The 24,771-nt window shown below is 63.7% G+C and carries 21 protein-coding genes and 1 pseudogene; 12 read left to right on the forward strand and 10 right to left on the reverse strand.

All coding sequences use genetic code 11. From position 1 onward, the window contains the following. Positions 1 to 59: 59 nt before the first annotated feature. The 4 genes from pgsA to F8N82_RS12545 all read right to left on the reverse strand — a co-directional run bounded on the left by pgsA (position 60) and on the right by F8N82_RS12545 (position 3,609). The gene (pgsA, locus tag F8N82_RS12530) at positions 60 to 620 is read right to left on the reverse strand and encodes a CDP-diacylglycerol--glycerol-3-phosphate 3-phosphatidyltransferase (RefSeq protein ID WP_038995609.1); all 561 of its coding nucleotides are present in this window, start codon (positions 618 to 620) and stop codon (positions 60 to 62) included. A gap of 32 nt (positions 621 to 652) precedes the next feature. Further along, entirely contained in the window at positions 653 to 2,476 is a 1,824-nt protein-coding gene (gene uvrC / locus F8N82_RS12535; protein ID WP_038995610.1) for an excinuclease ABC subunit UvrC, read from the reverse strand. A gap of 8 nt (positions 2,477 to 2,484) precedes the next feature. After that, positions 2,485 to 3,123, reverse strand: coding sequence for a response regulator transcription factor GacA (gacA, locus tag F8N82_RS12540; RefSeq protein ID WP_010221877.1), 639 nt, complete (start codon positions 3,121 to 3,123; stop codon positions 2,485 to 2,487). Between the two features lie 99 nt (positions 3,124 to 3,222). After that, positions 3,223 to 3,609, reverse strand: a complete 387-nt coding sequence (locus F8N82_RS12545; RefSeq protein WP_038995611.1) for a helix-turn-helix domain-containing protein — start codon at positions 3,607 to 3,609, stop codon at positions 3,223 to 3,225. Between the two features lie 658 nt (positions 3,610 to 4,267). On the opposite strand from F8N82_RS12545, the gene F8N82_RS12550 reads away from it, so the two are divergent. From F8N82_RS12550 to F8N82_RS12600, 11 genes and pseudogenes are all read left to right on the forward strand, one after another. Next, complete coding sequence (locus F8N82_RS12550) at positions 4,268 to 5,575, forward strand: nucleotide sugar dehydrogenase (protein ID WP_038995613.1); 1,308 nt, start codon at positions 4,268 to 4,270, stop codon at positions 5,573 to 5,575. Between the two features lie 162 nt (positions 5,576 to 5,737). Further along, the gene (locus tag F8N82_RS12555) at positions 5,738 to 7,270 is read left to right on the forward strand and encodes a glycosyltransferase (protein ID WP_080764750.1); all 1,533 of its coding nucleotides are present in this window, start codon (positions 5,738 to 5,740) and stop codon (positions 7,268 to 7,270) included. Between the two features lie 15 nt (positions 7,271 to 7,285). After that, positions 7,286 to 8,437 carry a PilZ domain-containing protein gene (locus F8N82_RS12560; protein WP_095163021.1) on the forward strand — a complete coding sequence of 384 codons (1,152 nt, stop codon included), beginning with the start codon at positions 7,286 to 7,288 and terminating at the stop codon, positions 8,435 to 8,437. 24 nt (positions 8,438 to 8,461) lie between these two features. Beyond that, complete coding sequence (locus F8N82_RS12565) at positions 8,462 to 9,910, forward strand: sel1 repeat family protein (RefSeq protein WP_038995615.1); 1,449 nt, start codon at positions 8,462 to 8,464, stop codon at positions 9,908 to 9,910. Further along, positions 9,907 to 11,358: an alginate export family protein gene (locus F8N82_RS12570; protein WP_150777029.1), complete on the forward strand. Its 1,452-nt coding sequence runs from the start codon at positions 9,907 to 9,909 to the stop codon at positions 11,356 to 11,358. The genes F8N82_RS12565 and F8N82_RS12570 overlap by 4 nt, the downstream gene beginning before the upstream one ends. Before the next feature lie 14 nt (positions 11,359 to 11,372). After that, positions 11,373 to 12,800 carry an MBOAT family O-acyltransferase gene (locus F8N82_RS12575; protein ID WP_038995618.1) on the forward strand — a complete coding sequence of 476 codons (1,428 nt, stop codon included), beginning with the start codon at positions 11,373 to 11,375 and terminating at the stop codon, positions 12,798 to 12,800. A 9-nt stretch (positions 12,801 to 12,809) separates the two neighbouring features. Beyond that, a complete protein-coding gene (locus F8N82_RS12580; protein WP_038995619.1) occupies positions 12,810 to 13,904 on the forward strand; it encodes an alginate O-acetyltransferase in 1,095 nt (364 codons plus the stop codon). A 10-nt stretch (positions 13,905 to 13,914) separates the two neighbouring features. Continuing rightward, positions 13,915 to 14,559, forward strand: coding sequence for an alginate O-acetyltransferase AlgF (locus F8N82_RS12585; RefSeq protein WP_038995620.1), 645 nt, complete (start codon positions 13,915 to 13,917; stop codon positions 14,557 to 14,559). 2 nt (positions 14,560 to 14,561) lie between these two features. Next, entirely contained in the window at positions 14,562 to 15,965 is a 1,404-nt protein-coding gene (locus F8N82_RS12590; protein ID WP_038995622.1) for an alginate O-acetyltransferase AlgX-related protein, read from the forward strand. After that, positions 15,956 to 17,071 carry a polysaccharide lyase gene (locus tag F8N82_RS12595; protein WP_038995623.1) on the forward strand — a complete coding sequence of 372 codons (1,116 nt, stop codon included), beginning with the start codon at positions 15,956 to 15,958 and terminating at the stop codon, positions 17,069 to 17,071. The genes F8N82_RS12590 and F8N82_RS12595 overlap by 10 nt, the downstream gene beginning before the upstream one ends. Before the next feature lie 248 nt (positions 17,072 to 17,319). Further along, positions 17,320 to 18,267: pseudogene (locus tag F8N82_RS12600) on the forward strand (right-handed parallel beta-helix repeat-containing protein); the annotation flags it as partial. 267 nt (positions 18,268 to 18,534) lie between these two features. Here F8N82_RS12600 and F8N82_RS12605 read toward each other — a convergent pair. Both F8N82_RS12605 and F8N82_RS12610 read right to left on the reverse strand, forming a co-directional pair. Further along, complete coding sequence (locus F8N82_RS12605) at positions 18,535 to 18,966, reverse strand: GNAT family N-acetyltransferase (protein ID WP_080764751.1); 432 nt, start codon at positions 18,964 to 18,966, stop codon at positions 18,535 to 18,537. A gap of 36 nt (positions 18,967 to 19,002) precedes the next feature. Beyond that, positions 19,003 to 19,401 (reverse strand): DUF488 domain-containing protein, encoded by a 399-nt coding sequence (locus tag F8N82_RS12610; protein ID WP_038995626.1) that lies wholly within the window; start codon positions 19,399 to 19,401, stop codon positions 19,003 to 19,005. A gap of 128 nt (positions 19,402 to 19,529) precedes the next feature. Here F8N82_RS12610 and F8N82_RS12615 point away from each other — a divergent pair, with 128 nt between their 5' ends. After that, positions 19,530 to 21,146 (forward strand): inorganic phosphate transporter, encoded by a 1,617-nt coding sequence (locus F8N82_RS12615; RefSeq protein ID WP_038995628.1) that lies wholly within the window; start codon positions 19,530 to 19,532, stop codon positions 21,144 to 21,146. A 62-nt stretch (positions 21,147 to 21,208) separates the two neighbouring features. Here F8N82_RS12615 and F8N82_RS12620 read toward each other — a convergent pair whose 3' ends face one another. The 4 genes from F8N82_RS12620 to F8N82_RS12635 are packed head-to-tail and all read right to left on the reverse strand — an operon-like array spanning position 21,209 to position 24,683. Further along, on the reverse strand, positions 21,209 to 21,904 hold the full coding sequence (locus F8N82_RS12620) for a glutathione S-transferase N-terminal domain-containing protein (protein WP_038995629.1): 696 nt from the start codon (positions 21,902 to 21,904) through the stop codon (positions 21,209 to 21,211). Positions 21,905 to 21,953: 49 nt separating this feature from the next. Then, positions 21,954 to 22,460: a GNAT family N-acetyltransferase gene (locus F8N82_RS12625; RefSeq protein WP_038995630.1), complete on the reverse strand. Its 507-nt coding sequence runs from the start codon at positions 22,458 to 22,460 to the stop codon at positions 21,954 to 21,956. Positions 22,461 to 22,518: 58 nt separating this feature from the next. Next, a complete protein-coding gene (locus F8N82_RS12630) occupies positions 22,519 to 23,013 on the reverse strand; it encodes a DUF934 domain-containing protein (RefSeq protein ID WP_038995631.1) in 495 nt (164 codons plus the stop codon). Continuing rightward, positions 23,001 to 24,683 carry a nitrite/sulfite reductase gene (locus F8N82_RS12635; RefSeq protein WP_038995632.1) on the reverse strand — a complete coding sequence of 561 codons (1,683 nt, stop codon included), beginning with the start codon at positions 24,681 to 24,683 and terminating at the stop codon, positions 23,001 to 23,003. The genes F8N82_RS12630 and F8N82_RS12635 overlap by 13 nt, the downstream gene beginning before the upstream one ends. Between the last annotated feature and the right edge of the window lie 88 nt (positions 24,684 to 24,771).

Genomic DNA, 24,771 nt, shown 5'->3' on the forward strand with positions numbered 1-24,771 from the left:
TGATGGGGACTATTGTAACGATTCAATAAATCTCGTCAAGCCCTTGATTCAAAAAAGCTTTATTTCTGTTCCGAGCCTTCGCGCAGGTGCGGCCAGGCGGCGCGCAGGTAATGCACCATCGACCACAGGGTCAGGCCCGCGGAAATCATCAGCAAGGCGTAGCCGAGAATCACCCAGAACGTCAGTACCGGCGGGTTGGCCAGCAGGATCACCAGGGCGAGCATCTGCGCCGCAGTCTTCCACTTGCCCAGGTTCGACACCGCAACGTGCGCCCTCGCCCCAAGCTCGGCCATCCATTCACGCAGCGCCGAAACCACGATCTCGCGGCCGATGATCACCGCCGCCGGCAGGGTCAGCCAGAAGTTGGCGTGCACTTGCACCAGCAGGACCAGGGCCACAGCGACCATCAGCTTGTCGGCCACCGGGTCCAGGAAGGCACCGAACGGCGTGCTCTGCTGCAGGCGACGGGCCAGGTAACCGTCCAGCCAGTCAGTGGCCGCGGCGATGGCGAAGACACTGCTCGCTGCGATATAGCTCCAGTGATACGGAACATAGAACAGCAAAATGAAGAACGGAATGAGCAGGACGCGAAGAACGGTAAGCAGATTTGGAATATTCATCGGCACAACTGGCTGCAAAGTGAGCGAGCATTCTACTCGCTATGCAGGTTGGCATAAATCGACTCGGCAAGCTTTTTACTGATTCCCGGTGCTTTGGCGATTTCTTCGACGCTGGCGCGGGTCAGTTCCTGCAGGCCACCGAAGTGTTTGAGCAGGTCGCGGCGGCGTTTCGGGCCGACGCCGGCGACGCCTTCGAGGGTCGAGGTGCGGCGGGTCTTGCCACGCCGGGCGCGGTGGCCGGTGATGGCAAAGCGGTGGGCTTCGTCGCGAATCTGCTGGATCAGGTGCAGCGCCGGTGAGTCGCCCTTGAGGGTGAACTCGTGGGCCACGTCATTGAGGTACAGGGTTTCGAAACCGGCCTTGCGCGTGGTGCCCTTGGCCACCCCGAGCAGGATCAGGTCGGGCACCGCCAGTTCCTGCAGCACCTCACGGGCCATGTTCAACTGGCCCTTGCCACCGTCCACCAGCAGCACGTCGGGCAGCTTGCCCTCGCCTTCCTTGAGCCGGCCAAAGCGCCGGGTCAGGGCCTGGTGCATGGCCGCGTAGTCGTCGCCCGGGGTCACGCCTTCGATGTTGTAGCGGCGGTAATCGGACTTGAGCGGCCCTTCCGGGCCGAACACCACGCAGGAGGCAACGGTGGCTTCGCCGCTGGAGTGACTGATGTCGTAGCACTCCAGGCGCTGCGGGGTTTCGTCCAGGGCCAGGACCTGGGCCAGCGCCTCGAAGCGCGAGGCCATGTGCTGACGGTTGGCCAGGCGTGCGCTAAGTGCCTGCTCGGCGTTGGTCACCGCCAGTTGCTGCCAGCGCGCACGGGTACCGCGCACCCGGTGGCTAATGGTCAGTTCGCGGCCGCGCAGGGTGTCGATGGCGGCGGTGATGGCGGCGAAGTCCTCGTGCACCACGTTGACGATCAACTCGCCCGGCAGCTCGCGCTCGGCGTTGCCCACGTAATACTGCGAGAGGAACGCGGCCATGACCTCGGCCACCTCCTCCTCGATGCCCACCTGCGGGAAGAAGTTCTTGCTGCCCAGTACCCGCCCGCCGCGCACGCTGATCAGGTGCACGCAAGCACCGCCGGGGTTGACGAACGCGGCGACGACATCCACGTCGCCGCTGCCGCCTTCCATGCTCTGCTGGTCCTGGACCCGGCGCAGCAAGGCGATCTGGTCGCGCAGTTCGGCGGCCTTCTCGAACTCCAGGGCCATGGCCGCCTGCTCCATCTCGGCGTTCAGCTCGTTGGTCAGCTGGTGGCTGCGCCCTTCAAGGAACATCACCGAGTGGCGCACATCCACCGCGTACTCTTCGGGCTCGACCAGGCCGACACAAGGCGCCTTGCAGCGCTTGATCTGGTATTGCAGGCACGGCCGGGTGCGGTTGGCGTAATAGCTGTCCTCGCACTGGCGGACAAAAAAGGTCTTCTGCAGCAGGCTCAGGCTTTCGCGGATGGCACCGGCGCTGGGGTACGGACCGAAATACTTGCCCTTTTGCTTCTTGGCCCCACGGTGAATGCCCAGGCGCGGGTAGTCACCGTCGGAGAGGAACACATAAGGATAGGATTTGTCGTCGCGCAACAGGATGTTGTACGGCGGCCGCCATTCCTTGATCAGGGTCTGCTCGAGCAGCAGCGCCTCGGTCTCGTTGGCGGTGATGGTGGTCTCGACCTGGACGATGCGCGCCACCAGGGCAGCCGTCTTCGGCGCCAGGCCAGTCTTGCGAAAATAGCTGGCGAGGCGCTTCTTGAGGTTCTTGGCCTTGCCCACATACAGCAGCCGGGCCTCACCGTCGAACATCCGGTAGACGCCCGGGCGACCGCTGCAGGTCGCCAGGAATGCGCTTGAATCGAACTCAGGTGTCATGAATGCGCTCAGAGACTGGCGTCAACCATGCCGTGGCGGACCGCCAGCAGCGTCAGCTCGACGTCGCTGGTGACCGAGAGTTTTTCGAAGATCCGGTAACGGTAAGTATTGACCGTTTTCGGTGACAGGCACAGCTTGTCGGAGATGATCTGCACCTTCTGGCAGCCAACGATCATCAGGGCGATCTGAATTTCCCGCTCCGACAACGCATCGAATGGCGAACCTTGCGGCTGGAACGACTTGAGCGCCAGCTGCTGGGCGATTTGCGGGCTGATGTAGCGCTGGCCAGCAAATACCAGGCGTATGGCCTGGACCATTTCATCCAGCCCGGCACCCTTGGTCAGGTAACCGGCGGCACCGGCCTGCAGCAGGCGGGTGGGAAACGGGTCTTCTTCACAGACGGTTACCGCCACCACTTTCACGTCCGGGTGGCTGCGCAGCAGTTTGCGCGTCGCCTCCAGGCCGCCGATCCCGGGCATTTTCACATCCATCAGGACCACGTCGGGCTTGAGCTCGCGCGCAACTTTCAGCGATGCCTCGCCGGAGTCGGCCTCGCCCACCACCTGCAGGCCATCGATATCGGCCAGCATGCGCGTGATGCCCGTACGCACCAGATCGTGGTCATCGACCACCAGCACCCTAATCAAGCAGACACCTCGCACTGCGGCGGTAATTGGATCCCGCCACCTTAGCAAAAAATACAGCCGTAGACCTAACGGAACACGTCATTTGCCTGACGTCATTTTTCATTTGCCCGACAGCCGCCCATACATCCCCCGCTCATAGCCACCGGCCTTTACCGGTGGCCGCTGCCCTCGCTCGGCAAGGCTGCCCAGCAATTGCTGAACGGCGGCCTGGTCGGTCGTTTGCAGCAGGCGAAAACTGCTGAGCAATTGCTCTTCTTCGGCGTTCAGGCTGCTGTGCTCAACCGGGGTATGCATCCCGCTCAACACATACAACGCATCGACCCCACGCGCCGCCACCGCCGCCAGGTAGTCGGCCTTGGGGGTACGCTCACCGCTTTCATACTTGCCCTGGGCGTTGGGTTCTACCCCACCGATGTCGCCAAAGGCACGCTGGGTCAGGCCCAGGCGTTCTCTTTCTTCCCTGATACGCGAACCGATTCCGTTCATCTGTCTGACGTCCCTTATCCAGCATCCGGATGGATGAGCACACAGCCCTCAATGGCGTGCCTCGAACGAAGCCAGAACTATGCCGCGATAAGGTCCGCTGCACAAGTCAAAGCCCGCTCTACCTGTCAGGGATTGTCAGGACAACCGTCAGGCCCTCGGCCGCTCGCCTATGCAGTTGTTGTACAAGGCACTAATAAACCGACAACTTCCATTAATAGCTAACGTGCCATCACCGGACCATTTGTGGCGCTCTAATACAACGTTGTGCGAAGAATAAATAAGTTCAAGAGGACCTGAAAAGCCCCGTCAAAAAAACCATGAAAATCGCCAGATGCAGCCGAGGCAACGGCTTTCTGGCGTCATTTTCACGACAATATGCAGATATCGGTTTTTTGACGCCGAACTAACCACAAACTTTAACTCATTGATTTATAACGGTTTTTAAACTTTAACAGAACGAATTTAAACTTTATCCAACTCAGAGTTAGAGACAGCTTGCCGAAGTTAAAAAAACTCCCTTAGGATGTAATAAGACAACGAAAAACGCTTGCATCGCCTCCTTTTAGCGCGCTGCTTTTTCTTGCGCGTCTGCCGCGTCGACTATGCCGTTTAACTGAGTATCTCGGTCAGCCTTTGCTGCACCTTGGGAGAGGGAACTATGAATATCAGTATCTTTGGATTGGGTTATGTGGGCGCTGTCTGTGCCGCCTGTTTGTCCGCCCGTGGGCACCAGGTGCTGGGCGTGGATATCTCGCCGGCCAAGATCGACATGATCAACCAGGGCAAGTCGCCCATTGTCGAGCCGGGCCTTGAGCAATTGCTGCTCGATGGTGTGCGTCATGGCCGCCTGCGCGGCACCACGGATGTCCAGGCCGCGGTACTGGCCACCGAAATGTCGCTGCTGTGCGTCGGCACCCCAAGCAAGAAAAACGGCGACCTGGACCTGGTCTACATGGAAGCGGTTTGCCGCGAAATCGGCACCGCCATGCGTGACAAGGCCAGCCGCCATACCGTTGTGGTGCGCAGTACCGTGCTGCCCGGCACCGCCAAGAACGTAGTGATCCCGATCCTCGAGAAGTACTCCGGCAAGCGCGCCGGCATCGACTTCGGCGTGGCGGTCAACCCCGAGTTCCTGCGTGAAAGCACCGCGATCCAGGACTACGACTTCCCGGCCATGACTGTGATCGGCGAGCTGGACTCGCAATCGGGCGACCTGCTGCAGTCGCTGTACCAGGGCCTGGATGCCCCGGTGATCCGCAAGTCGATCGAAGTCGCCGAGATGATCAAGTACACCTGCAACGTCTGGCACGCCACCAAGGTCAGTTTTGCCAATGAAATCGGCAACATTGCCAAGGCGTCCGGGGTCGATGGCCGCGAAGTGATGGATGTGGTCTGCCAGGACTACAAGCTCAACCTGTCGCGCTACTACCTGCGCCCAGGCTTCGCCTTCGGCGGCTCGTGCCTGCCCAAGGACGTGCGCGCCCTCACCTACCGCGCCGGCCAGCTGGACGTCGAGCACCCGCTGCTGGCCTCGATCATGGCCAGTAACCGCAACCAGGTGAAAAACGCCTTCGACCTGATCACCCGCCAGGACAAGCGCCGCATCGGCCTGCTGGGCCTGAGCTTCAAGGCCGGCAGCGACGACTTGCGCGAAAGCCCGCTGGTGGAACTGGCGGAAATGCTCATCGGCAAAGGCTACGACCTCACCATCTACGACGCCAACGTCGAGTACGCCCGAGTGTTCGGCGCCAACCGCGAGTACATCGAGTCGAAGATCCCTCATGTTTCGTCGCTGCTGTGCAACGACCTGCAGCAGGTGATCCGCGACGCCGAGGTGGTGGTACTGGGCAACAACGATGACCGTTTCGCTCAAGCCCTGGATGCCAGCGACGGCAAGCAGATCATCGACCTGGTCGGCTTCATGGCCCACGGCAGCGATGCCCAGCGTGAAGGTATCTGCTGGTAAGGCCCCAATACTCCATTCAGAGAGTACCCGGCGATTCACCCAGGCACCCCGCCTGACTGACTGCTCACCTGCCTCCTGCCCGGCCGACCCTGTCTTGGCCAGGGGCGAAAAGTGCGCATGTCATTCAGCCGGGCGTGGCCCGAACACAGGAGCAACGACTACATGGAACGACAGCAACAGCCGCCCTCGGGCCGGCCGGACTACCTGCAGGCAGGCGCGCGTTTTTGCGCCTGGGCCTGCCTGTTCGGCCTGATCGCGCTGGCGTCGGAGATGGTCGCGCCGCAGTACCTGGACCCTGCGCACCACAAGTTCATCTTCATCATCGGTGCCCTGGGCATGTGGCGCTATGGCAATGCCATCGTCCACTACCTGCGCGGCATGTACTTCCTGCACTGGAAGTTCCCACGCATGCGCAAGGCGGTCGAGCGCATGGGCGATGCGGCACTGCCGGCGCACATGTTCATGGTGGTGACCAGTTTTCGCATCCCCACCCACACCACCTTCAAGGTCTACCAGTCGGTGTTCCAGGAGGTGCAGCGGCTGAAGGTGCCGTGCACGGTGATCGCCTCGATCGTCGAAAAGGGCGATGAGCAGTTCATCAAGGAGATCATGCGCAACGAGGTCAAGGACCGCGACGACATCAGGCTGGTGATCGTCCGCGCCCGCGGCACCGGCAAGCGTGATGGCCTGGCCCATGCCTTCCGCGCCCTGTCGCGGCAGATGCCGCTGGAGGACTCGGTGGTCGGTGTGGTCGACGGCGACACCATGATGCTGCCCGGCTGCGTCGAGCGCGCGGTCAAGCTGTTTGCCTACCTGCCCAACGTCGGCGGCCTGACCACCAACGAGTTCTGCGAAGTCGAAGGCAGCAACCTGATGCGCCAGTGGCACTCGATGCGCTTCGTCCAGCGGCACATCAACATGTGCTCGATGGCCTTGTCGCAGCGGGTGCTGACCCTGACCGGGCGGCTGTCGTTCTTTCGCGCCAGTGTCATGACCGACCCAGACTTCATCCGCGACGTCGAAGCGGATTTTCTCCAGCACTGGCGCCTGGGGCGCTTTCAGTTCCTCACCGGTGACGACAAGTCGTCGTGGCTGAGCCTGATGCGCGCTGGCTGGGACACCTTCTACGTGCCCGACAGCAACACCCTGACCGTCGAGCATCCGCCAGACAACAGCTTCTGGCGCGCCACCCGCCAGTTGATGTTTCGCTGGTACGGCAACTCGCTACGCCAGAACTTCCGTGCCACCGCCCTGCTCGGCCGCGCCCGCCTGGGCCTGTTCACCCTGTACGTGTTGCTCGACCAGCGTGTGTCGATGTGGACCTGCCTGATGGGCCTGACCGCCTCGGTGGTCGCCGGCATCGTGTTCGGCATCCAGTACCTGCTGGTGTACCTGTTCTGGGTGCTGCTGTCGCGCAGCATCGTCACCGTGCTGTTTCTGTTCGCCGGCCACCCGGTCAGCCCGGTGTACCCGTTCGTTCTTTATTACAACCAGATCATCGGCTCGCTGATGAAAGTCTACGCCCTGTTCCACATGGACCAGCAGAGCTGGACCCGGCAAAAAACCACGTTAAGCAACGGCGCCGTCAACTTCGATGCCGCCCTGAACCGCTGGTCCTCCAAGGCGATGCTGTTTTCATCCATCGCGATTTTCTTCGGGGTCATCTCGGTTCTTCTCGAACTCACGCAACGTTAAGGAAAGGCGCCTGCCATGAGTAGCTCAAGTACACCCGCAGTACCGGCCAACGTAGTCCACGAAGCCATCGACGAACGCCAGTACGTGCGCACCAAACTCAACGCCCGGGTCAAGCTCAGCGCGGCCGGCCAGCCGCCGTTCGACAGCACCCTGCAGGACATCTCCCTGGGCGGCATCGGCCTGGTTCATCCCGAGCCGCTGAAGATCGGCAGCCTGTACCACGCCTCGATCCAGTTGCGCCTGAACCAGGTCGACCTGAACATCGACAGCCAGATCAAAATCGTCTCCCAGCGCGGCCAGGAAGTCGGCGCCCAGTTCGTCGAGCTCGACGCGCAAAAGCGCGACATCCTGCGCTACATCATCAGCGCCTACCTGTCGGGCGAGATCGCCGACATCAATGGCCTGTTCAACGTGATGCAGCGGGAAAACTACATCAAGGAACGCAAGCACAAGTACGCCAGTGCGCGCAGCTCCGGCGAGCGTCTCAAGGCCACTGTCGGCACCCTGCTGTATGCCGCTGCCGGCATCGCCGCGCTGGGCTTTGTCGCCTACAAGTGCTACCTGCTGTTCTTCCGCATCCCGGCAGTGCAGGCCCAGGTCTCGGCCAACGCCCAGGTCATCAGCATGCCCGACAACGGCTATGTGAAGTTCCTCCTCGCGCCTGGGCAAACCGAGGTCAAGGCCGGCACGCCAGTGGCGAGCATTTCCACTCAGCTGGCCACCAGCTTCACCAGCCCGGCCGACATGAAGGCGGTGGCCGACCTCTCGCCCGGCGACCTGCAGACCCTGCTTGGGCGCGCCACCATCGAGACGGTGATCAACAGCCCGTGCGACTGCGAAGTCTACTTCCCCAGCAAGCCACTGGACGGCTATGGCTACAAGCAGGCGCCACTGGTGCATTTGCTGCCCAAGGATGAAGGCCTGTTCGTCACCGCCAACGTGCCGTTCGACAAGCTCACCGACATCGGCCGGGTGACCTCGGTGGACCTTAAGGTGTTCGGCCTGGATGAAACCTTCAGCGGCAAGGTCATCGACTCGCGCGTCGATGAGGCCAACAAGAACCTGGCCCTGACCATCGCCCCCGACAGCCCGCTGCCGCGCGCCGCGTACCAGAAGCCGGTAGCGGTGGACCTGTACCTGGGCCTGCCGTTCACGGCTTCGCGCTAAGCCCCACCAAGGAAGGAATAGGCAATGAATGCGAAGACGCCCTCCCGCCTGTTGCTGGCAAGCATCGGTCTTGCCTGCGCCGGCAGCGCCCTGGCCGGGCAAAGCCTGGAGCAGATCCGCTACGCGCTGTACAAAGATCCCAGTGCCAACGTCAGTGCCGACCTGCGCGCCCTGGCCGAGCGCGGAGACCTGGCGTCCAAGCTGTTGCTCGGTGATGTGCTAGCCAACAGCGATGGCGCCAGCCGCGCAGAAATCATCGCCCTGTACAAAGAGGCGTTTGCCGATGGCCGTGGCCAGGTACCGGCACTGGCCTCGCTGGCGCGCCTGCTGGACCGCACCCCGAGCCTGCAAAAGGGCCAGCAGCAGTGGATGGCCCAGGCCCTGACGCGCTACCCGGCGACCCTCGACCCGCGCAATGCCAGCACCACCCTGGAAGTGTTCCTGGTTTACCCGCAACGGGTCTCCACCGAGCAAGCGGCGCAGTTACTGGCGCTGTACCAGCAGTCGTGCCTGCTCAATTGCCGCCCCGAGCTGTACCAGGCGGTATTGGCCGAGCGTCAGGGTGACCGCGCGGGCGCCGAGCGTTTCTACCAGCAGGCGGTGCGCGTGGATGTGCGGGCGATCGATCGCTACTACCGCTTCCTCGGCGACGATCAGGACCGCGCCTTCCCGGCCTTTGCCCGCAGCCTCGAAGCGCTGCGCCCGGCCCTGGCGGTAGAGATCGTGCACCGCATCGGCTCGTTGCTCGACAGCATCAACAGCGTGCAGCGCGCCGAGCAGGAGGCCGACCGCTATGAGCGCCAGGCCAGCGCCATGGGCCCGGCCCGGGTGCAGGATGCCGCGCAACTGGCCGCCGACAAGCAGCGCAGCGATGCCCTGGACCTGGCCCGCACCGAAGCCCACCGCTGGCGCGACAACGCCGTCGAACGCGGGTTTGTGCCGGCGATGGTGTCCAAGGCCAACTACATGATTTCCAACCCCACCGAGCACAACGCCGAAGAGACCCAGGCGCTGATCGACCAGGTCCAGGCCCGCGAAGCAACCCGGGCCAAGGCGCTGCAGGCCTCGTTCTACATGGTCAACAACTGGCTGACCCTGGACCCGGACAAGGCCCGCGCACTGATCGACGAGCTGCTCGCCAGCCGTTACCCCGACGCCGAACTGCTGCTGGCCGAGTACTACAGCAAGGGCGTGGCCGACCAGCCCGACCAGGACAAGGCCCTGGAGATTTTCCAGGCCCAGGCCCGGGCCGGCTCCACCGCCGCCTGGTACCGCATGGCCACCCTGCATGCTTACGGGCGCGCCATCTGCCACGACCCGGTCAAGGCCTACACCTATGCCCAGGTAGCCCTGGCGCTGGGTGAGAACGGTGCCCGCAGCCTGGTCAAACGCCTGGAAAAGACCCTGAAAAAGGATGACATCGAGCGTGCCCTGGCGGCGCGTACCGATCTGTTGAAGGAGGCAACCCTGTGAAAGCCCACCACACCCTGTTCGGCGCCCTGCTGGCCCTGGCACCGCTGTACCCGGCGCAAGCCCTGGAAGAAGTCACCGGCCCCGAGGCCGACAGCAGCGAGCCGGTGCGGGTCGCTGGCGCCAGCGAACCGGTGATCACCTCGGAATTCTTCAACAAGCTCACCGTGCAGACCGGCTACGGCCCGGAAAACTCCGAAGTCGGCCGCAGCCGCGAGATGTTCTACAGCCTGCGCTACGAGCCATCGTTTGCCTGGTACTCACCGGAAAAACGCTGGGCCAAGTGGATGGTCTATGGCCGTGTGTGGCTGAACTACGACTCCAGCGAGTCGGCCAGCGTGCAGAACGAAAACGCCAACAACCTCGACCGTGAACAGCCCAAAGGCTGGTACGCCGAGCTGCGCGAGCTGTATGTGAAGCGCAACCTGCTTGGCGACGACCCGCGCTTCTCGCTGTCGGCCGGGCGCCAGCGCTATTTCGACGACTACGGCATCTGGTGGGACGACAGCATCGAGTCGCTGCGTTTCAACTACAACGACACCTTCTCCCGTGGCTTCGTCGCCGTGGCGCAGAAGTTCTACAACTACAACAGCGACGTCAACCGCCTGGCCGACAGCGAGGAGCGCACCACCTACCTGATGGGCGAATACGCCTACCGCTGGAGCGAGCACAACTGGGCCGGCGTACGCCTGCTGCACGAGAACGACCACAGCGGCCACGACGCCGAAGACCGCTACGACTTCAAGGGCATGCGCTACGGGCTGTTCTTCAAGGCTGACGACCTGGACGTGACGCCGCTGTTCAGCGACTACCACCTGGAGCTCGCGGGCCTGGATGGCAAGGTCGACAACACCGACGTCAACGGCGTCACCAGCACCGGCCACAACGCCAGCGGCTGGGCGGCCCTGGGTGAAATCGGCAAGCGATTCCACGACTTGCCGTGGACGCCACGGGTAGCCCTGCGCGGTGGCCTGACCGACAAACCGAGCAACGACAACGACGGCTTTCGCCTGAACGCCATCCAGTCCGACCGCATCACCCGCCAGGGCAGCTACAGCACGCGCCTGGCCAGCGCCTTCGTCAGCCTCGATCTGCGCAACCTCAGTTACTACGGCATCGCCCTGGAAACCAACCCGACGCCGCGCAGCGCCCTGGATTTTCGCCTGACCGAACTCAAGCTGCGCGATGCCAACGGCACCCTGCCGATCCGCCTCGAAGGCGACCAGCGCAGCGAGCGCAACCGCGCCATTGCCCAGGGCACCCACGGCGGCGGCAAGGATGTCGGGCAGATGCTCGACCTCAATTACTACTGGAAGATGTTTCCGGTGGCCATCGACGGCAAGCACCTGGACGTCAACGCCCTGGTCAGCGCCAGCTACCTCAACGCCGGCAATGCCCTGGACAGTGGTGATGACTACCAGCTGACCTTCGGCGTCGTGGTCAGTTACTAAGGACGGAACCCGAGATGATCTTCGCCTCCAACGTCTTCCTGTTCCTTTACCTGCCGCTGTTCCTGGCCGTGTACTTCCTCGCCCGGGCGCAGTGGCGCTCGACGGTGATCGTCGCCGCCAGCTACATTTTCTACGCCTGGTGGCGGCCGGACTTTCTCCTGCTGTTCGTGGCCATCACCTATTGGAACTACTGGTTCGGCCTGCGTATCAAGGCGCGCCTGGATGCCGGCGACAAGCGCTGGGCGTTCCGCCTGCTGTGGATCGGCATCATCGGCAACCTGTCGACCCTGGGCTACTTCAAGTACGCCAACTTCGGCGCCGACGTGCTGGCCGCCCTGCTCGCGCCGCTGGGCATCAACACCTTCACCCTGGAGACGATCTTCCTGCCGCTGGGCATCTCCTTCTATGTGTTCCATGCCCTGAGCTACATCGTCGACATCTACCGCAAGGACGCCACGCCGACCAACAACTTCATCGACTTCGCCGCCTTCGTCGCGCTGTTCCCGCACCTGGTGGCAGGGCCCATCCTGCGCTACAGCCAGCTGGCGCCGCAGCTGCGCCAGCGTACCCACTCGCTGGAGCTGTTTTCCCTGGGCGTGTGCCGCTTCATGCTCGGCTTCATCATGAAGGTACTGATCGCCGACCAACTGGCGCCGATCAACGTGCTGTTCATCAGCGAAGGCACCTTGCAGTTGAGCGATGCCTGGTTCGGCCTGGTGGTCTCGACCCTGCAGCTGTACTTCGACTTCGCCGGCTACAGCCACATGGCCCTGGGCCTGGCGTTGATGATGGGGTTCCGCTTTCCGGAAAACTTCAACCAGCCCTACGTGTCGCAGAGCATCACCGAGTTCTGGGCGCGCTGGCACATGACCCTGGCGCACTTTCTGCGCGACTACGTGTACATGCCGCTGGTGCGCAAGCGCATCGCCGGGGCGCTGCCGGCGCTGGTCTACACCATGCTGCTGTCGGGCCTGTGGCATGGCGCCAGCTTCGCCTTTATCTGCTGGGGGCTGTTCTTCGGGTTCGGCATGGTCATCGAGCGCAAATTCAACCTGGCGACCAAGATCACCACGCCCTACCACCTGGGCCGCAACCTGCGCACCTTCGTGCTGATCATCCTGAGCATGCCGCTGTTCTTCACCAACGACCTGCGCCACAGCATCGACATCTACCAGGCGCTGTTCGGCCTCAACGGCCTCGGCTCGCTGGACCTGTACGTCCTTGGCGCCTCGAAGATGGCCATGTCGTTCGCCGCCATTGCCCTGTGCTGGCTGGTGCTGGCTGGCAGCAACAACGTGCGGTTCTACGCCGGCAACAAGGAGCAGTACTTCATGCGCCATGTCGGCGGCCTCAAGGCCCTGCTGCTGTGGGCAGGGTTTGCCCTGGCGCTGAGCAGCCTGGCGGCGCATTCGTTCTCGCCCTTTCTGTACTTTCAGTTCTAGGAGACCGCCATGTACCCGGTCATGAATTCGGCCAGCAAGGTCAACGGCATTGCCTTCGGCGTCCTGCTGGCGGGCATGTTCGTCTACTCGCTGCCACCGGTGTTCAGTTTTGCCCGCAACCAGACCGACGCCTGGAACCTGTTCGTCGACGGCAAGCTGCTGCGCAAGTTCGAGCAAGTCTACGAGAAGCGCTTTTTCCTGCGTGAGCCGTCGGTCGAGCTGTGGGCCAACGCCCAGTACCGGCTGTTCGACGAAGGCACCAAGGGCGTGGTGCTGGGTAAGGACGGCTGGCTTTACACCAACCAGGAGTACCGCGTACCGAACAACCTTGAGGCCAACCTCGACGGCCAGCTCAAACAGATCGCCGAGATCGAGCAACGGCTCAAGGCCCACAACAAGCGCCTGATCGTGCTGCCGCTGCCGATGAAAGTCGACGTGTATGCCGCCCACACCCAGCGCGCGGTCGACCCGCGGGCGATCAGCCTGTACGAGCGCTTCGTCGAGCGTCTGCAGGCGCAGGACATTGCGGTGACCCCGCTGCGTTCGGCATTCCTAGCCAACCTCGCCGGCCCCGAGCTGTTCCTCAAGTCGGACACCCACTGGAGCCCGGAAGGTGCGCGCCTGAGCGCCTACGAACTGGCCCACCAGCGCCCGGAGTTGCTCGGTGACGAGCGCTACTTGTCGCACAAGGTCGCCGACAAGACGGTCAAGGGCGACCTGATGAACTACATCCAGTTCAACCACGCGCAGCTGGCGCCGCAGTTCGGCCCCAGCCAGATCGCCCTGTACGAAACCCTCAAGGCCGAACAGAGCGCCAGCGACCTGTTCGCCAGCGAAAACCAGAGCCTGATGCTGGTGGGCACCAGCTACAGCAAGATCGATGACTGGAACTTCGTCGGCTTCCTCAAGGAGGCACTCAACCGCGACCTGCTGAGCGTGTCGGTGGAAGCGCGCGGGCCGTTCGAGGCCATGAGCCAGTTCCTGGCCAGCGACCAGTTGAGCAACCCCGAGATCGACACCGTGGTCTGGGAGTTCCCCCTGCGCACCCTGCTCGCCCACCGCCTCGGCTCCCTGAGCCGCCCCGGCCAGACCCAACATTTCTAAGGAGAGACTGATGAATACCGCACTGCAACGCCTGCTCGCCACTTCCGCCCTGCTGCTGGGCAGCGCCGCCGTTCATGCCGCCGAAGGCAACGCCGACCTGTACGACGCCGTGGCCCCGGCCGATTCGGCTTTCGTCCGGGTGCTCAATCTGTCGAGCAGCAACATCGACGTGACCCTGAGCGGCAAGATCAACCCGCAGCGGGTCGCCGCCGGCCAGCTCAGCGGCTACCGCTTCACCCCGGCCGGCGCGCACAAGATCGCCGTTGGTGGCACCGCCATCGAACCGCAGCTCAAGGCCAACGCCGCCAGCACCGTGGTCTTTGATGGCAGCAAGCTGACCCTGATCGCCGACAAGTACGTCAACGAACCGAAGAAAGCCCAGGTCGCCTTCTACAACCTGACCCCGGCCCAGGCGGCGTTGAAAACCGTCGACGGCAAGCACGTGATCGTCGACCCGTTGGGCAAGGACCAGACCGGCAGCCGCATGGTCAACGAGATCAAGATCGGCTTTGCCGCCTACGTCCAGGAGCAGAACGTGGCCAGGTTCGATGAACTGTTCCTGAAAAAAGGCCGCTCCTACAGCTACGTGCTGCTGCCTAAGGGCGCCGGCTACCAGAGCATGAGCCTGGCCAACAGCATCGACCCGAGCGAGTGATCATGAAGCGCATTCTTCCCCTTGGCCTGGCGGCCCTGCTGGGCCCGCTGCTGAGCACCCCGGGCGTGGCCGCAGAGCCCGCCAAGGCCACCTGCACCAGCCTTGAATGCATGGTTTGCCCGGGCCTGAGCAACCCGCAGAACTACGCCGAAGGGCGTATGAAGCTGATGCGCGAGATCGTCCCGGCCAAGGACCGCTGGCTGTTCCGCTCGGCGGTCGACCTGACCAACGATTTCGGCATCCCGGCGCCCATGCGTGCGGAGTTCGCGCGTTTGATGGCCGCCTTTCGCCAGCAGGGCATCCATGTAGCCATGGCGGTGCAACCCACCCGTGGCCTGATGCACCGCGACAAACTCTATGCCGACAAGCTGCATGGCTTCGACTTTGCCCGCGCCAGCGGCAACCTGGACAGCTACCTGCAGCAACTGCGCGCCGGTGGCGCGGTGGTGCCGCCCTTGATGCAACTGGTGCACACTCCGCCCAAGGGCGAGTTCTTCTTTCGCCGTGACCACCACTGGACCCCGGCCGGCGCCGAAGCCACCGCGCGACTGGTCGCCGAAGAGGTACGCCGCCAGCCGTTTTATGCCCAGCTGAGCAAAAAGCGCTACCGCACCGAACCCGGCGTCATGGTGCCCAAGGACGGCACCATGAACCTGGCGCTGAGTTATATCTGCGGCAACAATTATGGTTTCCAGTATGTACGCGGCTACCAGACCATCCCCGAAGCCGACGGCGCCGATGCGCTGTTCGACGACGCGCCGGACCCAGAGGTGATCCTGGTCGGCGACAGTAACGCCGCCGCCCGTGAAGACGAGAGCAAGCAGTTCAACTTCGACGGCTACCTCAAGCAGTACCTGGAAGTCGACATCCTCAACTACGCCCTGCCCGGCGTCGGCCAGGACGGCTCGCTGCTCGAATACCTGCTGTCGGAGAACTACAAGCCCAAGGCGCCACCGAAGCTGATCATCTGGGAGCTGCCGGCCAACTACCAACTGGAGTCCGAGCAGATGTACCGCCAGTTGATCCCGGCGATCAAGGGCGGTTGCCCGGTGTCGACCGAGGTCCTGGCCAACCGGGTGCAGCGCCCGCCGCTGCGGGTCAACGAGCGCATCGAGCTGCTCAGCAATGCCGGCGAGGCGCGCAAGAACCTCAGCAACGGCCAGGGCTTTCTCGACATCCGTATCAGCGACAAGAACGTCAAGGACTTCTACGTGATCGTCTATTACGACAACGGTGCCCGCGACAAAGTCTGGTTCCGCCGCGAGGCGGTGGTCACCGGCGGCCAGTACTACCTGGAGCTGAGCCGGGCCAAGGAGTTCGCCGGGGCCAACCTGCTGTCGGTGTTCATGGAGCCGACCAAGCCTGGCACTGCCGCCACTCAAGTGGAAACCCGCGTATGCCTGTAAAAACCTGGGCAGCACTGGGCCTGGGCCTGTGCGCCAGCCTGCAGTTGGGCAGCAGCCTGGCCGCCACCTCGATCTGGCCGCCGCGGGCCACCGCGCAGTCGGCGATGATCGCCGACTACCGGACCTTGAGCTGCAGCAAGGAAGTACCGCCGCCCTACACCGGCAGCTTGCAGATGCAGAGCAAGTACGACCAGCGCGACGCCAGCAAGTCGACCCTGCGCAGCACCCCGGATGCCAGCAGCGAGCAGATCGACAAGCAGGTCAAGCCGTTCATCGGCGGGCTGATCTACGCCAGCAAGCGCTTCCAGCGGGCCAAGAATCCGCAGGAAGCGAACATGGCCCTGGCCTGTCAGGACCAGTGGCTGGAGCGCTGGGCCCAGGCCGGTGCGCTGCTCAACCCCGACGCCAGCAGCACCGGCATGGCCGCACGTAAATGGGCAGTGGCGGCCATGGCCTCGACCCTGCTGATGACCCAGGCCGCCAGCGACGCCAAGCTGCAATTGTCGCCGGCGCAAAAGGCCTGGTTCAGTCAACTGGGCGAGCGCATCATCGCCGAGTACCAGCCGCGCCGTACCCCGGGCTTTGCCTGGTTCAACAACCATGACTACTGGGCGGCCTGGGCCGTGGCGGCGACCGGCATGCTGGTGCAGCGCGACGATTTCATCCAGTGGGCCGACGGCAACCTGCGCCGTGGCCTGCAGCAGGCGGTCAAATCCGCCGATGGCAGCTACGCCTACCTGCCGCTGGAAGTGGCGCGCAGCAAGCTGGCCGCCACCTACAGCCAGTACGCCCTGGTGCCGCTGGTGCTCCTGGCCGAATCGGCGCGGGCCAATGGCCTGGCGTGGAGCAGCGACGATCAGCAGACCCTGGAACGGCTGGCAAACTTCGCCGCGCGCAGCATCCTCGACCCCGACGGCCTGCCCGAGCTCAAGGGCAAGTCACAGAGCGACGTCGCCCCGTACAAACTGGCCTGGCTGATCCCCTTCCTGCAGCGCGCCCCGGGCAACCGCCTGGCCCGCCAGCTGTATGACAGCGAGGATGGCGAGGTCGACAACTACAGCCAGATCGGCGGCCCGCTCAAGCCGTTCTATCCCAAACTGCCGTAACCCAAGGACGAACCGTCATGGCCATGCTTGCCCGCCCGCTTACCCTTTCCTGCCTTGCGCTGCTGTTCAGCGCCATGGCCCAGGCTGCCAGCCAGAGCTTGGCGCTGCAGCAATCGCTGAGCGCGGTGAACAGCGCCGAACACCAGCGCGACCTGCAACAGTTGCAGCAACAGGTCAGCCAGGCCGTGCAACTGCAGGTCAGCGAACGTGCGCGCCCGGCTGGCCGCGCCAGCGTCAGCCTGCAACCGATGTTCTCGTCCCAGGCTGGCAGCTGGCCGTTCGAGCCGTTCGTCAACAACGGCCTGTTCCGCGCCATCGCCGGCTACCAGGCGCATCACCCGCAAGCGGTGCTGGTGCGCGGTGGCAGCATCACGCTCGCGCAGTTGCACGATGCCCTGAGCGACCCGAAGATCATCAAGCGCTACAAGGACGGCTACCTGCTCAGCTACCCGCTGGTGATCGCCAGCGACGGCGGCCTGCTGCTCGAAGGCACCAGCCTGTACCTGTACAGCTACTCCGGCACGGCGCTGATCAACCAGGGCTGGCTGGGCTTGAACCAGTCGCGCCTGGAGAGCGTCGCCGGCGACAAAACCGCCAGCACCGACCGCGCCTGGCGCCCGTTCGTGGTGGCCTGGGCCGGCAGCCACACCCAGGTGCTGGGCTCGACCCTCAACCGCCTGGGCTACAACGCCAACCTTTCGCGCGGCCTGACCACCGCCCTGAGCAGCCAGCAGGCAGCGTCCACCCGCCCGGCCACAGTGATCATCCGCGACAGCCAGTTCAATGAGCTGTCCAGCGCGGTGGAGCTGCAACACAGCCAGGCGCAGATCGACAACAGCCAGTTCGGCCAGTCCCAGCAGTACGCCATCGACGTGCGTGACAGCCAGGTGACAGTGCGCAACAACCAGCTGCGCGGCATCGACAACAACAGCGGCATCCGCCTGCGCGGCCAGACCCGCGCACGCATCGAGCACAACCTGATCCTCGGCGCGCACAAGGCGGCCATCGAAGTCAGCGAGCAACAGGGTGCGCTGCTGCTGACCGGCAACCTGATCGGCGACAGCCGTGGCAACGGCATCCAGCTGCGCAACCTGGCGCCGACGCCTGCCGCGCCGCTGTTGATCAGCGACAACCTGATCGGCAACAGCCAGGGCAGCGCAGTGGATGCCAGCGAGGTCGGCGCCGTCAGCCTGATCGGCAACCGCATCGGCAACAGCCCGGAATACGCCGTCAGCCTGCGCAATGCCGCGCCGCTGGCCGGCCCCCTGACCTTGAGCGGCAACACCCTGGGCAAGGTCGGCAAGGCGGTGGTACGGGTCGAGGGTTTGCAGCAGGTGGTGCTGGGGCCGAACACCTTCGAGGGCAAGCCGATCCAGCAGAACTTGCTGATCGGTGACTTGTTGCCGGTGCAGAGCCTGCTGCTCGATGCCACCCAGCGCCGGGGTTGCGTGGTGCGGGTCGAGCTAGGCGATCGCCCGCTGCAGGCGCAAAAAGCACTCGTCTTCGCCGACACAGACAAAGCCCTCGCGCAGGTACAGGAACCGTGCCGGGTTGCTCTTGAACACCATCAGGCGCAGCAGCGGCAATTGCCGTTGGCGGGTCCAGTCGGCCAGTTGCGCTAACACCCAGCTGCCGACGCCACGGCCGCGAAAGCCTTCGAGCAGGTGCAGTTCACGGATGAACAGGGCCTGGCGGTCCTGGCTGAGGCTGAAGTAGCCCAGCGGTTGCTCGGCTTCGCTGATCAGCCACTGCTCGCGCCACTCCCAGGCCTGGTCGAAGGCTTCTTCCTGCCAGAGCAGATCGAACTCGCGGTAATACGCCAGCATGGCCCGGCGCGTGAGGTCGCGGGCGAAGGTGCGGTACTGGTCGGTGGCGGGGGTCAGTTGCACAGTCATAGTGGTTCTCTTCGCGGGTCATGCCCGCGATGCTTTTCAAGGTTTGAATTCGTCGGCATAACACACCGGCGAACTCCCCGGCCCCTGGCGCTCCAACTCATCCTCAAGCCACTGCGCCAGTACCGTGGCATTGTTGTGCGCGGTGTCCTTGCCGGCATACAGCAAGGTCACATCGCCCTGCCCGGCCATGCCCAGTAGCTTCCACCAATGCACAGGCTGGGCCGTCAGCTCCTGGCGATACTGCTCGGCAAAGCCGGCAAAATCCATCTCTCCCTTGTGAAAAGCCTGACGCAACGCCGTTGAAGGCGCCACCTGCGGCAGCCACAAAGCCTGCAGCTGGTCCTTGCGCTTGTTGCGCGGCCACAGCCGGTCGACCAGCACCCGCTGGCCATCGGCGGCGTCCTGCGGGTCATAAACGCGTTTGCAGCGGATCATCGTTACGCTCCATCGGCAGGTCCTTTGATGCTAAGACTTTCCTTGACCGAGGTCACGGCACTGTCAGCGATTGTTTTTATCATGGCCGGGCAAGGCTAAACCCTTCCTGGTAACCCGGACCCGTCATCATGACCACCCCGACCCTGGCTGGCAGCCCATCGCTGGCCAACCACGACCCACGCCCCCGTCTCGATCACAAACCCGGCCGCACCACCCTGACCCTGTTCTTTGGCTTGCTCGTGGCCGGCCTGGTGTATACCGCCTGGAGCCTGATGCGCGACATCGACGCCACCGGCACCGTGGTCACCACCTGGACACCGTTTCTGCTGCTCGGCCTGGCATTGCTGATTGCCCTGGGCTTCGAGTTCGTCAACGGCTTTCACGACACCGCCAACGCCGTGGCCACGGTGATCTACACCCATTCGCTGCCACCGTCGGTGGCTGTGGTCTGGTCCGGCTGTTTCAATTTTCTCGGCGTGCTGCTGTCCAGTGGCGCAGTGGCATTCGGCATCATCGCCTTGTTGCCGGTGGAGCTGATTTTGCAGGTCGGCTCCTCGGCCGGCTTCTCGATGGTTTTCGCCCTGCTGCTGTCGGCAATCATCTGGAACCTAGGTACCTGGTGGCTGGGCCTGCCGGCCTCGTCGTCACATACCCTGATCGGCTCGATCATCGGCGTCGGCATCGCCAACGCGCTGATGCACGGACGCGATGGCAGCAGCGGCGTGGACTGGACCCAAGCCAGCAAGGTCGGCTATTCGCTGCTGCTCTCGCCGCTGGTGGGTTTTTCCTGCGCGGCGCTGTTGCTGCTGGCCCTGCGCATGCTGGTCAAGCGCCGCGAGCTGTACCAGGCGCCGGTGGGCAATACGCCGCCACCCTGGTGGATTCGCGGGCTACTGATTCTCACCTGCACCGGGGTGTCGTTCGCCCATGGCTCCAACGACGGGCAAAAAGGCATGGGCCTGATCATGCTGATCCTGGTCGGCACCCTGCCCATGGCCTATGCCCTCAACCGAACCATGCCGGCAGACCAGTCGCTGCAGTTTGCCGCGGTAGCCGAGGTCACCCAGCAGGCCTTGCAGCGCAGTACCGCGCACCCGGCACCGGCGGATCCACGTCAGACCCTCAGCGCCTTCATCCGCCAGCCGCAGGCCAGCGACGAGCTGCTACCGGCCCTGGCGGCGCTGGCCGGCATGATCGGCACCGAGGTCAAAGGCTATGGTTCGCTGAACAAGGTACCGGCAGAGGCCATGGCCAACGTGCGCAACGACATGTACCTGACCAGCGAGGCCATCCGCCTGATCGACAAGCATCAATTGGGGCAGTTCGATGCCGATACCCAGGCCAAGGTGCAGCTGTTCAAGCAACAGATCGACAGCGCCACCCGCTACATTCCGCTGTGGGTGAAGATCGCCGTGGCCATCGCCCTGGGGCTGGGGACCATGGTCGGCTGGCGGCGGATCGTAGTGACCGTCGGCGAGAAGATCGGCAAGACCCACCTGACCTACGCCCAGGGCGCTTCGGCGGAGCTGGTGGCGATGTGCACCATCGGTGCGGCGGACATGTACGGGCTGCCGGTGTCGACTACCCATGTCCTGTCGTCCGGGGTAGCCGGGAGCATGGTTGCCAACGGCTCGGGCTTGCAGATGCGCACCCTGTTCAACCTGCTGATGGCCTGGGTGCTGACCTTGCCGGCGGCGATTGTGCTGGCGGGGGGGTTGTATTGGGTGTTTCGGCAGGTGTTTTAGCCATCGCGGGGCAAGCCCGCTCCCACAGGTATGTGCGAGCGGGCGTGCCCCGCAATAGGGCGCTAAGCAGGAATCTTCAACCCCCGCTCCACCGTCGGCCGCGCCACAAACGCCGCCAGCACCCGCTTGACGTTGGCAAAGTCATCAAAGCCGACCAGCTCACCGGCCTCGTAAAAACCGATCAGGTTGCGCACCCAGGGCAAAATCGCGATGTCGGCAATGCTGTACTCGTCCATCACCCAATCGCGCCCCTGCAGGCGCTTGTCCAGCACCCCGAGCAAACGCCGCGACTCGGCCACGTAACGATCACGCGGACGCTTGTCTTCATACGCCTTGCCAGCAAACTTGTTGAAGAACCCCAACTGGCCAAACATCGGCCCGATCCCGCCCATCTGGAACATCAACCACTGCAGGGTTTCGTAGCGCTTGGCCGGGTCCGCAGGCAGCAGCTTGCCGGTCTTTTCCGCCAGGTAGATCAGGATCGCCCCGGACTCGAACAATGCCAGCGCCTGGCCGCCCGGGCCATTGGGGTCGAGGATCGCCGGGATCTTGTTGTTGGCGCTCAGGGAGATGAATTCCGGAGTCAGCTGGTCATTGGTTTCAAAGCTGACCTTGTGCACCTCGTAGGCCAGGCCGATCTCCTCGAGCATGATCGACACTTTCACGCCGTTGGGCGTAGGCAGCGAGTACAGCTGCAGCAGCTCAGGCTGTCGGGCAGGCCATTTGCGGGTGATCGGGAATGCACTGAGATCAGTCATGAGCAGGACCTTGGGCCGTAAGATGAGAGCGACACTGTAACCAGTTTTGTCACCGCCGCGCGACCATCACCCAGTCGCGATGGCGCTCCGGCCCGCATTCGAAAAACGCCTCGCCCACTTTGCTAAAACCATTGCGCTGGTAGAAGCGGATGGCCCGGGCATTCTGTTCGTTGACGGTCAGGCGAATGCCGCCGCGCACCTGCGCCAGGGTGTCGTCGAGCAACAGCTGCGCGCCGCCCTGGCCATGTTGCTCGGGCAGCACATAGCAGCGGCTGAGCTCCGGCAGGCCGTCCGCCTCGGCAATTCCCAGCACCTCGGGCGCGTTGTCGACCAGGCTGTAGCCCACCACCTCACCCAGGTGCTCCAGCACCCGCAGGCGCTTGCGCGGGTTGAGCAGGTGCAGGACGAAATGCTCGGGCTGCAGCCGGGTGTCGATGTATTCCTGCAACGCCTGGGCGGCAGCGTCCGGCGGGCTGGCCAGGGCGAAGGTCTGGCCAGCGATGATGCTCAGCGCCTCGGCATCACTGGGCCGGGCAACACGGGTAGTGAATGGCATGCAGCAACATCCTGTCGAACGGGCGATCCGGCATGGTAGCCCGAACCCGGCGACGCCGTCAGCGCCGACGAAACAACGGCCGCGGCTCGATCACCGAACGCCCGTACAGCACGCTCATGCCGGCCAGGCCCAGCAAGGCATCCTCGGCGCATTTGTCTTCCCGCACGGCGTAACTGTCGAAGCCGCACTGGCGCATATGGCTGAGCTGGTCGCGCAGCACATCACCCACCGCGCGCAGCTCACCATGCCAGCCCAGCCGGGTGCGCAACAGGTACGCCTGGCTGTAGCCACGGCCGTCACGAAAGCTGGGGAAATCCACCGCGATCAGCGGCACCTGGGGCAGCCAGGCACGCAGCGGCTCGATCTCATCGTCCGGCCCCAGCCACAAACCGTCACGGCCCATGGGCCGCTCGGCGCGGCGGGCAATCCAGGTGGCCAGCGGCAAGATCAGCAGGCCATCGGGCAGCACCTCGCCGGGTTCGCGCAACAGCTGCCAGGGATCGTGCTCGATCAACTGCGCTTGACCATTGCGCAGGCCAATTACATTACGCATATCAGCTCCTCCGGGCGCTTGGTATAGACCCGTTCCTTGAAGGGTTCCAGGCCGACCCGGCGCACGGTGTCGACAAAGGGCTCATCCAGCTCGCGATAGGCGCAGTAGGTGGCGATGATCTGTTCGATCACCTGCGGGATCTCGGCGGCGCTGAACGACGGGCCGATGACCTTGCCCAGGGTACTGTGCTTGCCCTGGGCGCCACCGAGGGTCACCTGGTACCACTCGCTGCCATTTTTATCGACGCCGAGGATGCCAATATTGCCGATGTGGTGGTGGCCGCAGGCGTTGATGCAGCCGGAGATGTTCAGGCTCAGTTCGCCCAGGTCGTGCAGGTAGTCCAGGTCATCGAAGCGGCGCTGGATCGACTGCGCGATGGGAATCGAGGTGGCGTTGGCCAGAGCGCAGAAGTCGCCACCCGGGCAGGCGATGATGTCGGTCAACAGACCAATGTTGGCCGTGCCCAGGCCCCGCTCGCAGGCCAGGCGCCAGAGTGCATGCAGGTCGCGCTTGCGCACGTCGGGGAGGATCAGGTTCTGCTCGTGGGCAATGCGGATCTCGCCAAAACCGAACTGCTCCGACCAGTCGGCCACGGCATCCATCTGCGCATCGGTCAGGTCACCCGGTGGCGAGGCATCGCCCGGTTTGGTCGAGAGCACCACGCTGGCATAGCCCGGCACCTTGTGCGGTTTGACGCAACAGGCCACCCAGCGGGCGAAGGCGTGGTCCTGGGCCAGGTGGGTGTCGTAGGCCAGTTCATTGTCGATGACGCTGTCGTAGGCCGGTGGTTCGAAGGCGGCGGCGACCCGCTGGAACTCGTCTTCGGTCAGTTGCGCCGGGCCGTCCTTGATGTGTTGCCACTCCTCCTCCACCTCGCGGGAGAACGCCTCGATGCCCAGCGCCTTGACCAGGATCTTGATCCGCGCCTTGTACTTGTTGTCGCGCCGGCCATGGCGGTTGTACACGCGCAAAATCGCTTCGACATACGACAACAGGTGCTGCCACGCCAGCCCTTCGCGGATCTGCAAACCGAGGATCGGCGTGCGCCCCAGGCCGCCGCCGACCATCACCCGCAGGCACATCTGGCCACGGCCGTCGCGGTACAGGTAGAGGCCGATGTCATGCATCATGATCGCCGCGCGGTCTTCAATCGCCGAGCAGATGGCGATCTTGAACTTGCGCGGCAAAAACAGGAATTCCGGGTTGATGGTCGACCACTGGCGCAGGATCTCGGCCAGCGGCCGCGGGTCGAGCAGCTCGTCGGCGGCAACACCGGCAAAGGCTTCGGTGGTGATATTGCGCACGCAGTTGCCGGAGGTCTGGATCGCATGCATCTCGACCTCGGCCAGGCGCTGAAGGATGTCCGGCACCTGGGCCAGTTCGATCCAGTTGAACTGAATGTTCTGGCGCGTGGTGAAGTGGCCGTAGCCACGGTCGTACTCGCGCGCGATCTGCGCCAGGGTGCGCATCTGCCGGGCGCCGAGGGTGCCGTAGGGGATGGCCACGCGCAGCATGTAGGCATGCTTTTGCATATACAGGCCGTTCTGCAGGCGCAGGGGCAGGAACTCTTCTTCGCTCAGTTCGCCAGCCATGAACCGGCGCACCTGATCGCGAAACTGCGCCACGCGCTCGAACACCAGTGCACGGTCATACTCGTCATAGTGATACATGGTTCGGACCTCATCAGGGAGGCCGTCACTATGGCTTTTGGGTGTACTGAGTTACAGATTCAGGTTGGGGGTATTTATACGGATCAGA

Source organism: Pseudomonas fluorescens (assembly GCF_902497775.2).
Taxonomy (GTDB): Bacteria; Pseudomonadota; Gammaproteobacteria; order Pseudomonadales; family Pseudomonadaceae; genus Aquipseudomonas; species Aquipseudomonas putida_F.

Excerpts from the sequence above, each read along its gene's own strand:
- pgsA (WP_038995609.1), bottom strand. The coding sequence starts at position 620 with ATGAATATTCCAAATCTGCTTACCGTTCTTCGCGTCCTGCTCATTCCG.
- uvrC (WP_038995610.1), bottom strand. The coding sequence starts at position 2,476 with ATGACACCTGAGTTCGATTCAAGCGCATTCCTGGCGACCTGCAGCGGT.
- F8N82_RS12545 (WP_038995611.1), bottom strand. The coding sequence starts at position 3,609 with ATGAACGGAATCGGTTCGCGTATCAGGGAAGAAAGAGAACGCCTGGGC.
- F8N82_RS12550 (WP_038995613.1), top strand. The coding sequence starts at position 4,268 with ATGAATATCAGTATCTTTGGATTGGGTTATGTGGGCGCTGTCTGTGCC.
- F8N82_RS12555 (WP_080764750.1), top strand. The coding sequence starts at position 5,738 with ATGGAACGACAGCAACAGCCGCCCTCGGGCCGGCCGGACTACCTGCAG.
- F8N82_RS12560 (WP_095163021.1), top strand. The coding sequence starts at position 7,286 with ATGAGTAGCTCAAGTACACCCGCAGTACCGGCCAACGTAGTCCACGAA.
- F8N82_RS12565 (WP_038995615.1), top strand. The coding sequence starts at position 8,462 with ATGAATGCGAAGACGCCCTCCCGCCTGTTGCTGGCAAGCATCGGTCTT.
- F8N82_RS12575 (WP_038995618.1), top strand. The coding sequence starts at position 11,373 with ATGATCTTCGCCTCCAACGTCTTCCTGTTCCTTTACCTGCCGCTGTTC.
- F8N82_RS12580 (WP_038995619.1), top strand. The coding sequence starts at position 12,810 with ATGTACCCGGTCATGAATTCGGCCAGCAAGGTCAACGGCATTGCCTTC.
- F8N82_RS12585 (WP_038995620.1), top strand. The coding sequence starts at position 13,915 with ATGAATACCGCACTGCAACGCCTGCTCGCCACTTCCGCCCTGCTGCTG.
- F8N82_RS12590 (WP_038995622.1), top strand. The coding sequence starts at position 14,562 with ATGAAGCGCATTCTTCCCCTTGGCCTGGCGGCCCTGCTGGGCCCGCTG.
- F8N82_RS12595 (WP_038995623.1), top strand. The coding sequence starts at position 15,956 with ATGCCTGTAAAAACCTGGGCAGCACTGGGCCTGGGCCTGTGCGCCAGC.
- F8N82_RS12605 (WP_080764751.1), bottom strand. The coding sequence starts at position 18,966 with ATGACTGTGCAACTGACCCCCGCCACCGACCAGTACCGCACCTTCGCC.
- F8N82_RS12610 (WP_038995626.1), bottom strand. The coding sequence starts at position 19,401 with ATGATCCGCTGCAAACGCGTTTATGACCCGCAGGACGCCGCCGATGGC.
- F8N82_RS12615 (WP_038995628.1), top strand. The coding sequence starts at position 19,530 with ATGACCACCCCGACCCTGGCTGGCAGCCCATCGCTGGCCAACCACGAC.
- F8N82_RS12620 (WP_038995629.1), bottom strand. The coding sequence starts at position 21,904 with ATGACTGATCTCAGTGCATTCCCGATCACCCGCAAATGGCCTGCCCGA.
- F8N82_RS12625 (WP_038995630.1), bottom strand. The coding sequence starts at position 22,460 with ATGCCATTCACTACCCGTGTTGCCCGGCCCAGTGATGCCGAGGCGCTG.
- F8N82_RS12630 (WP_038995631.1), bottom strand. The coding sequence starts at position 23,013 with ATGCGTAATGTAATTGGCCTGCGCAATGGTCAAGCGCAGTTGATCGAG.
- F8N82_RS12635 (WP_038995632.1), bottom strand. The coding sequence starts at position 24,683 with ATGTATCACTATGACGAGTATGACCGTGCACTGGTGTTCGAGCGCGTG.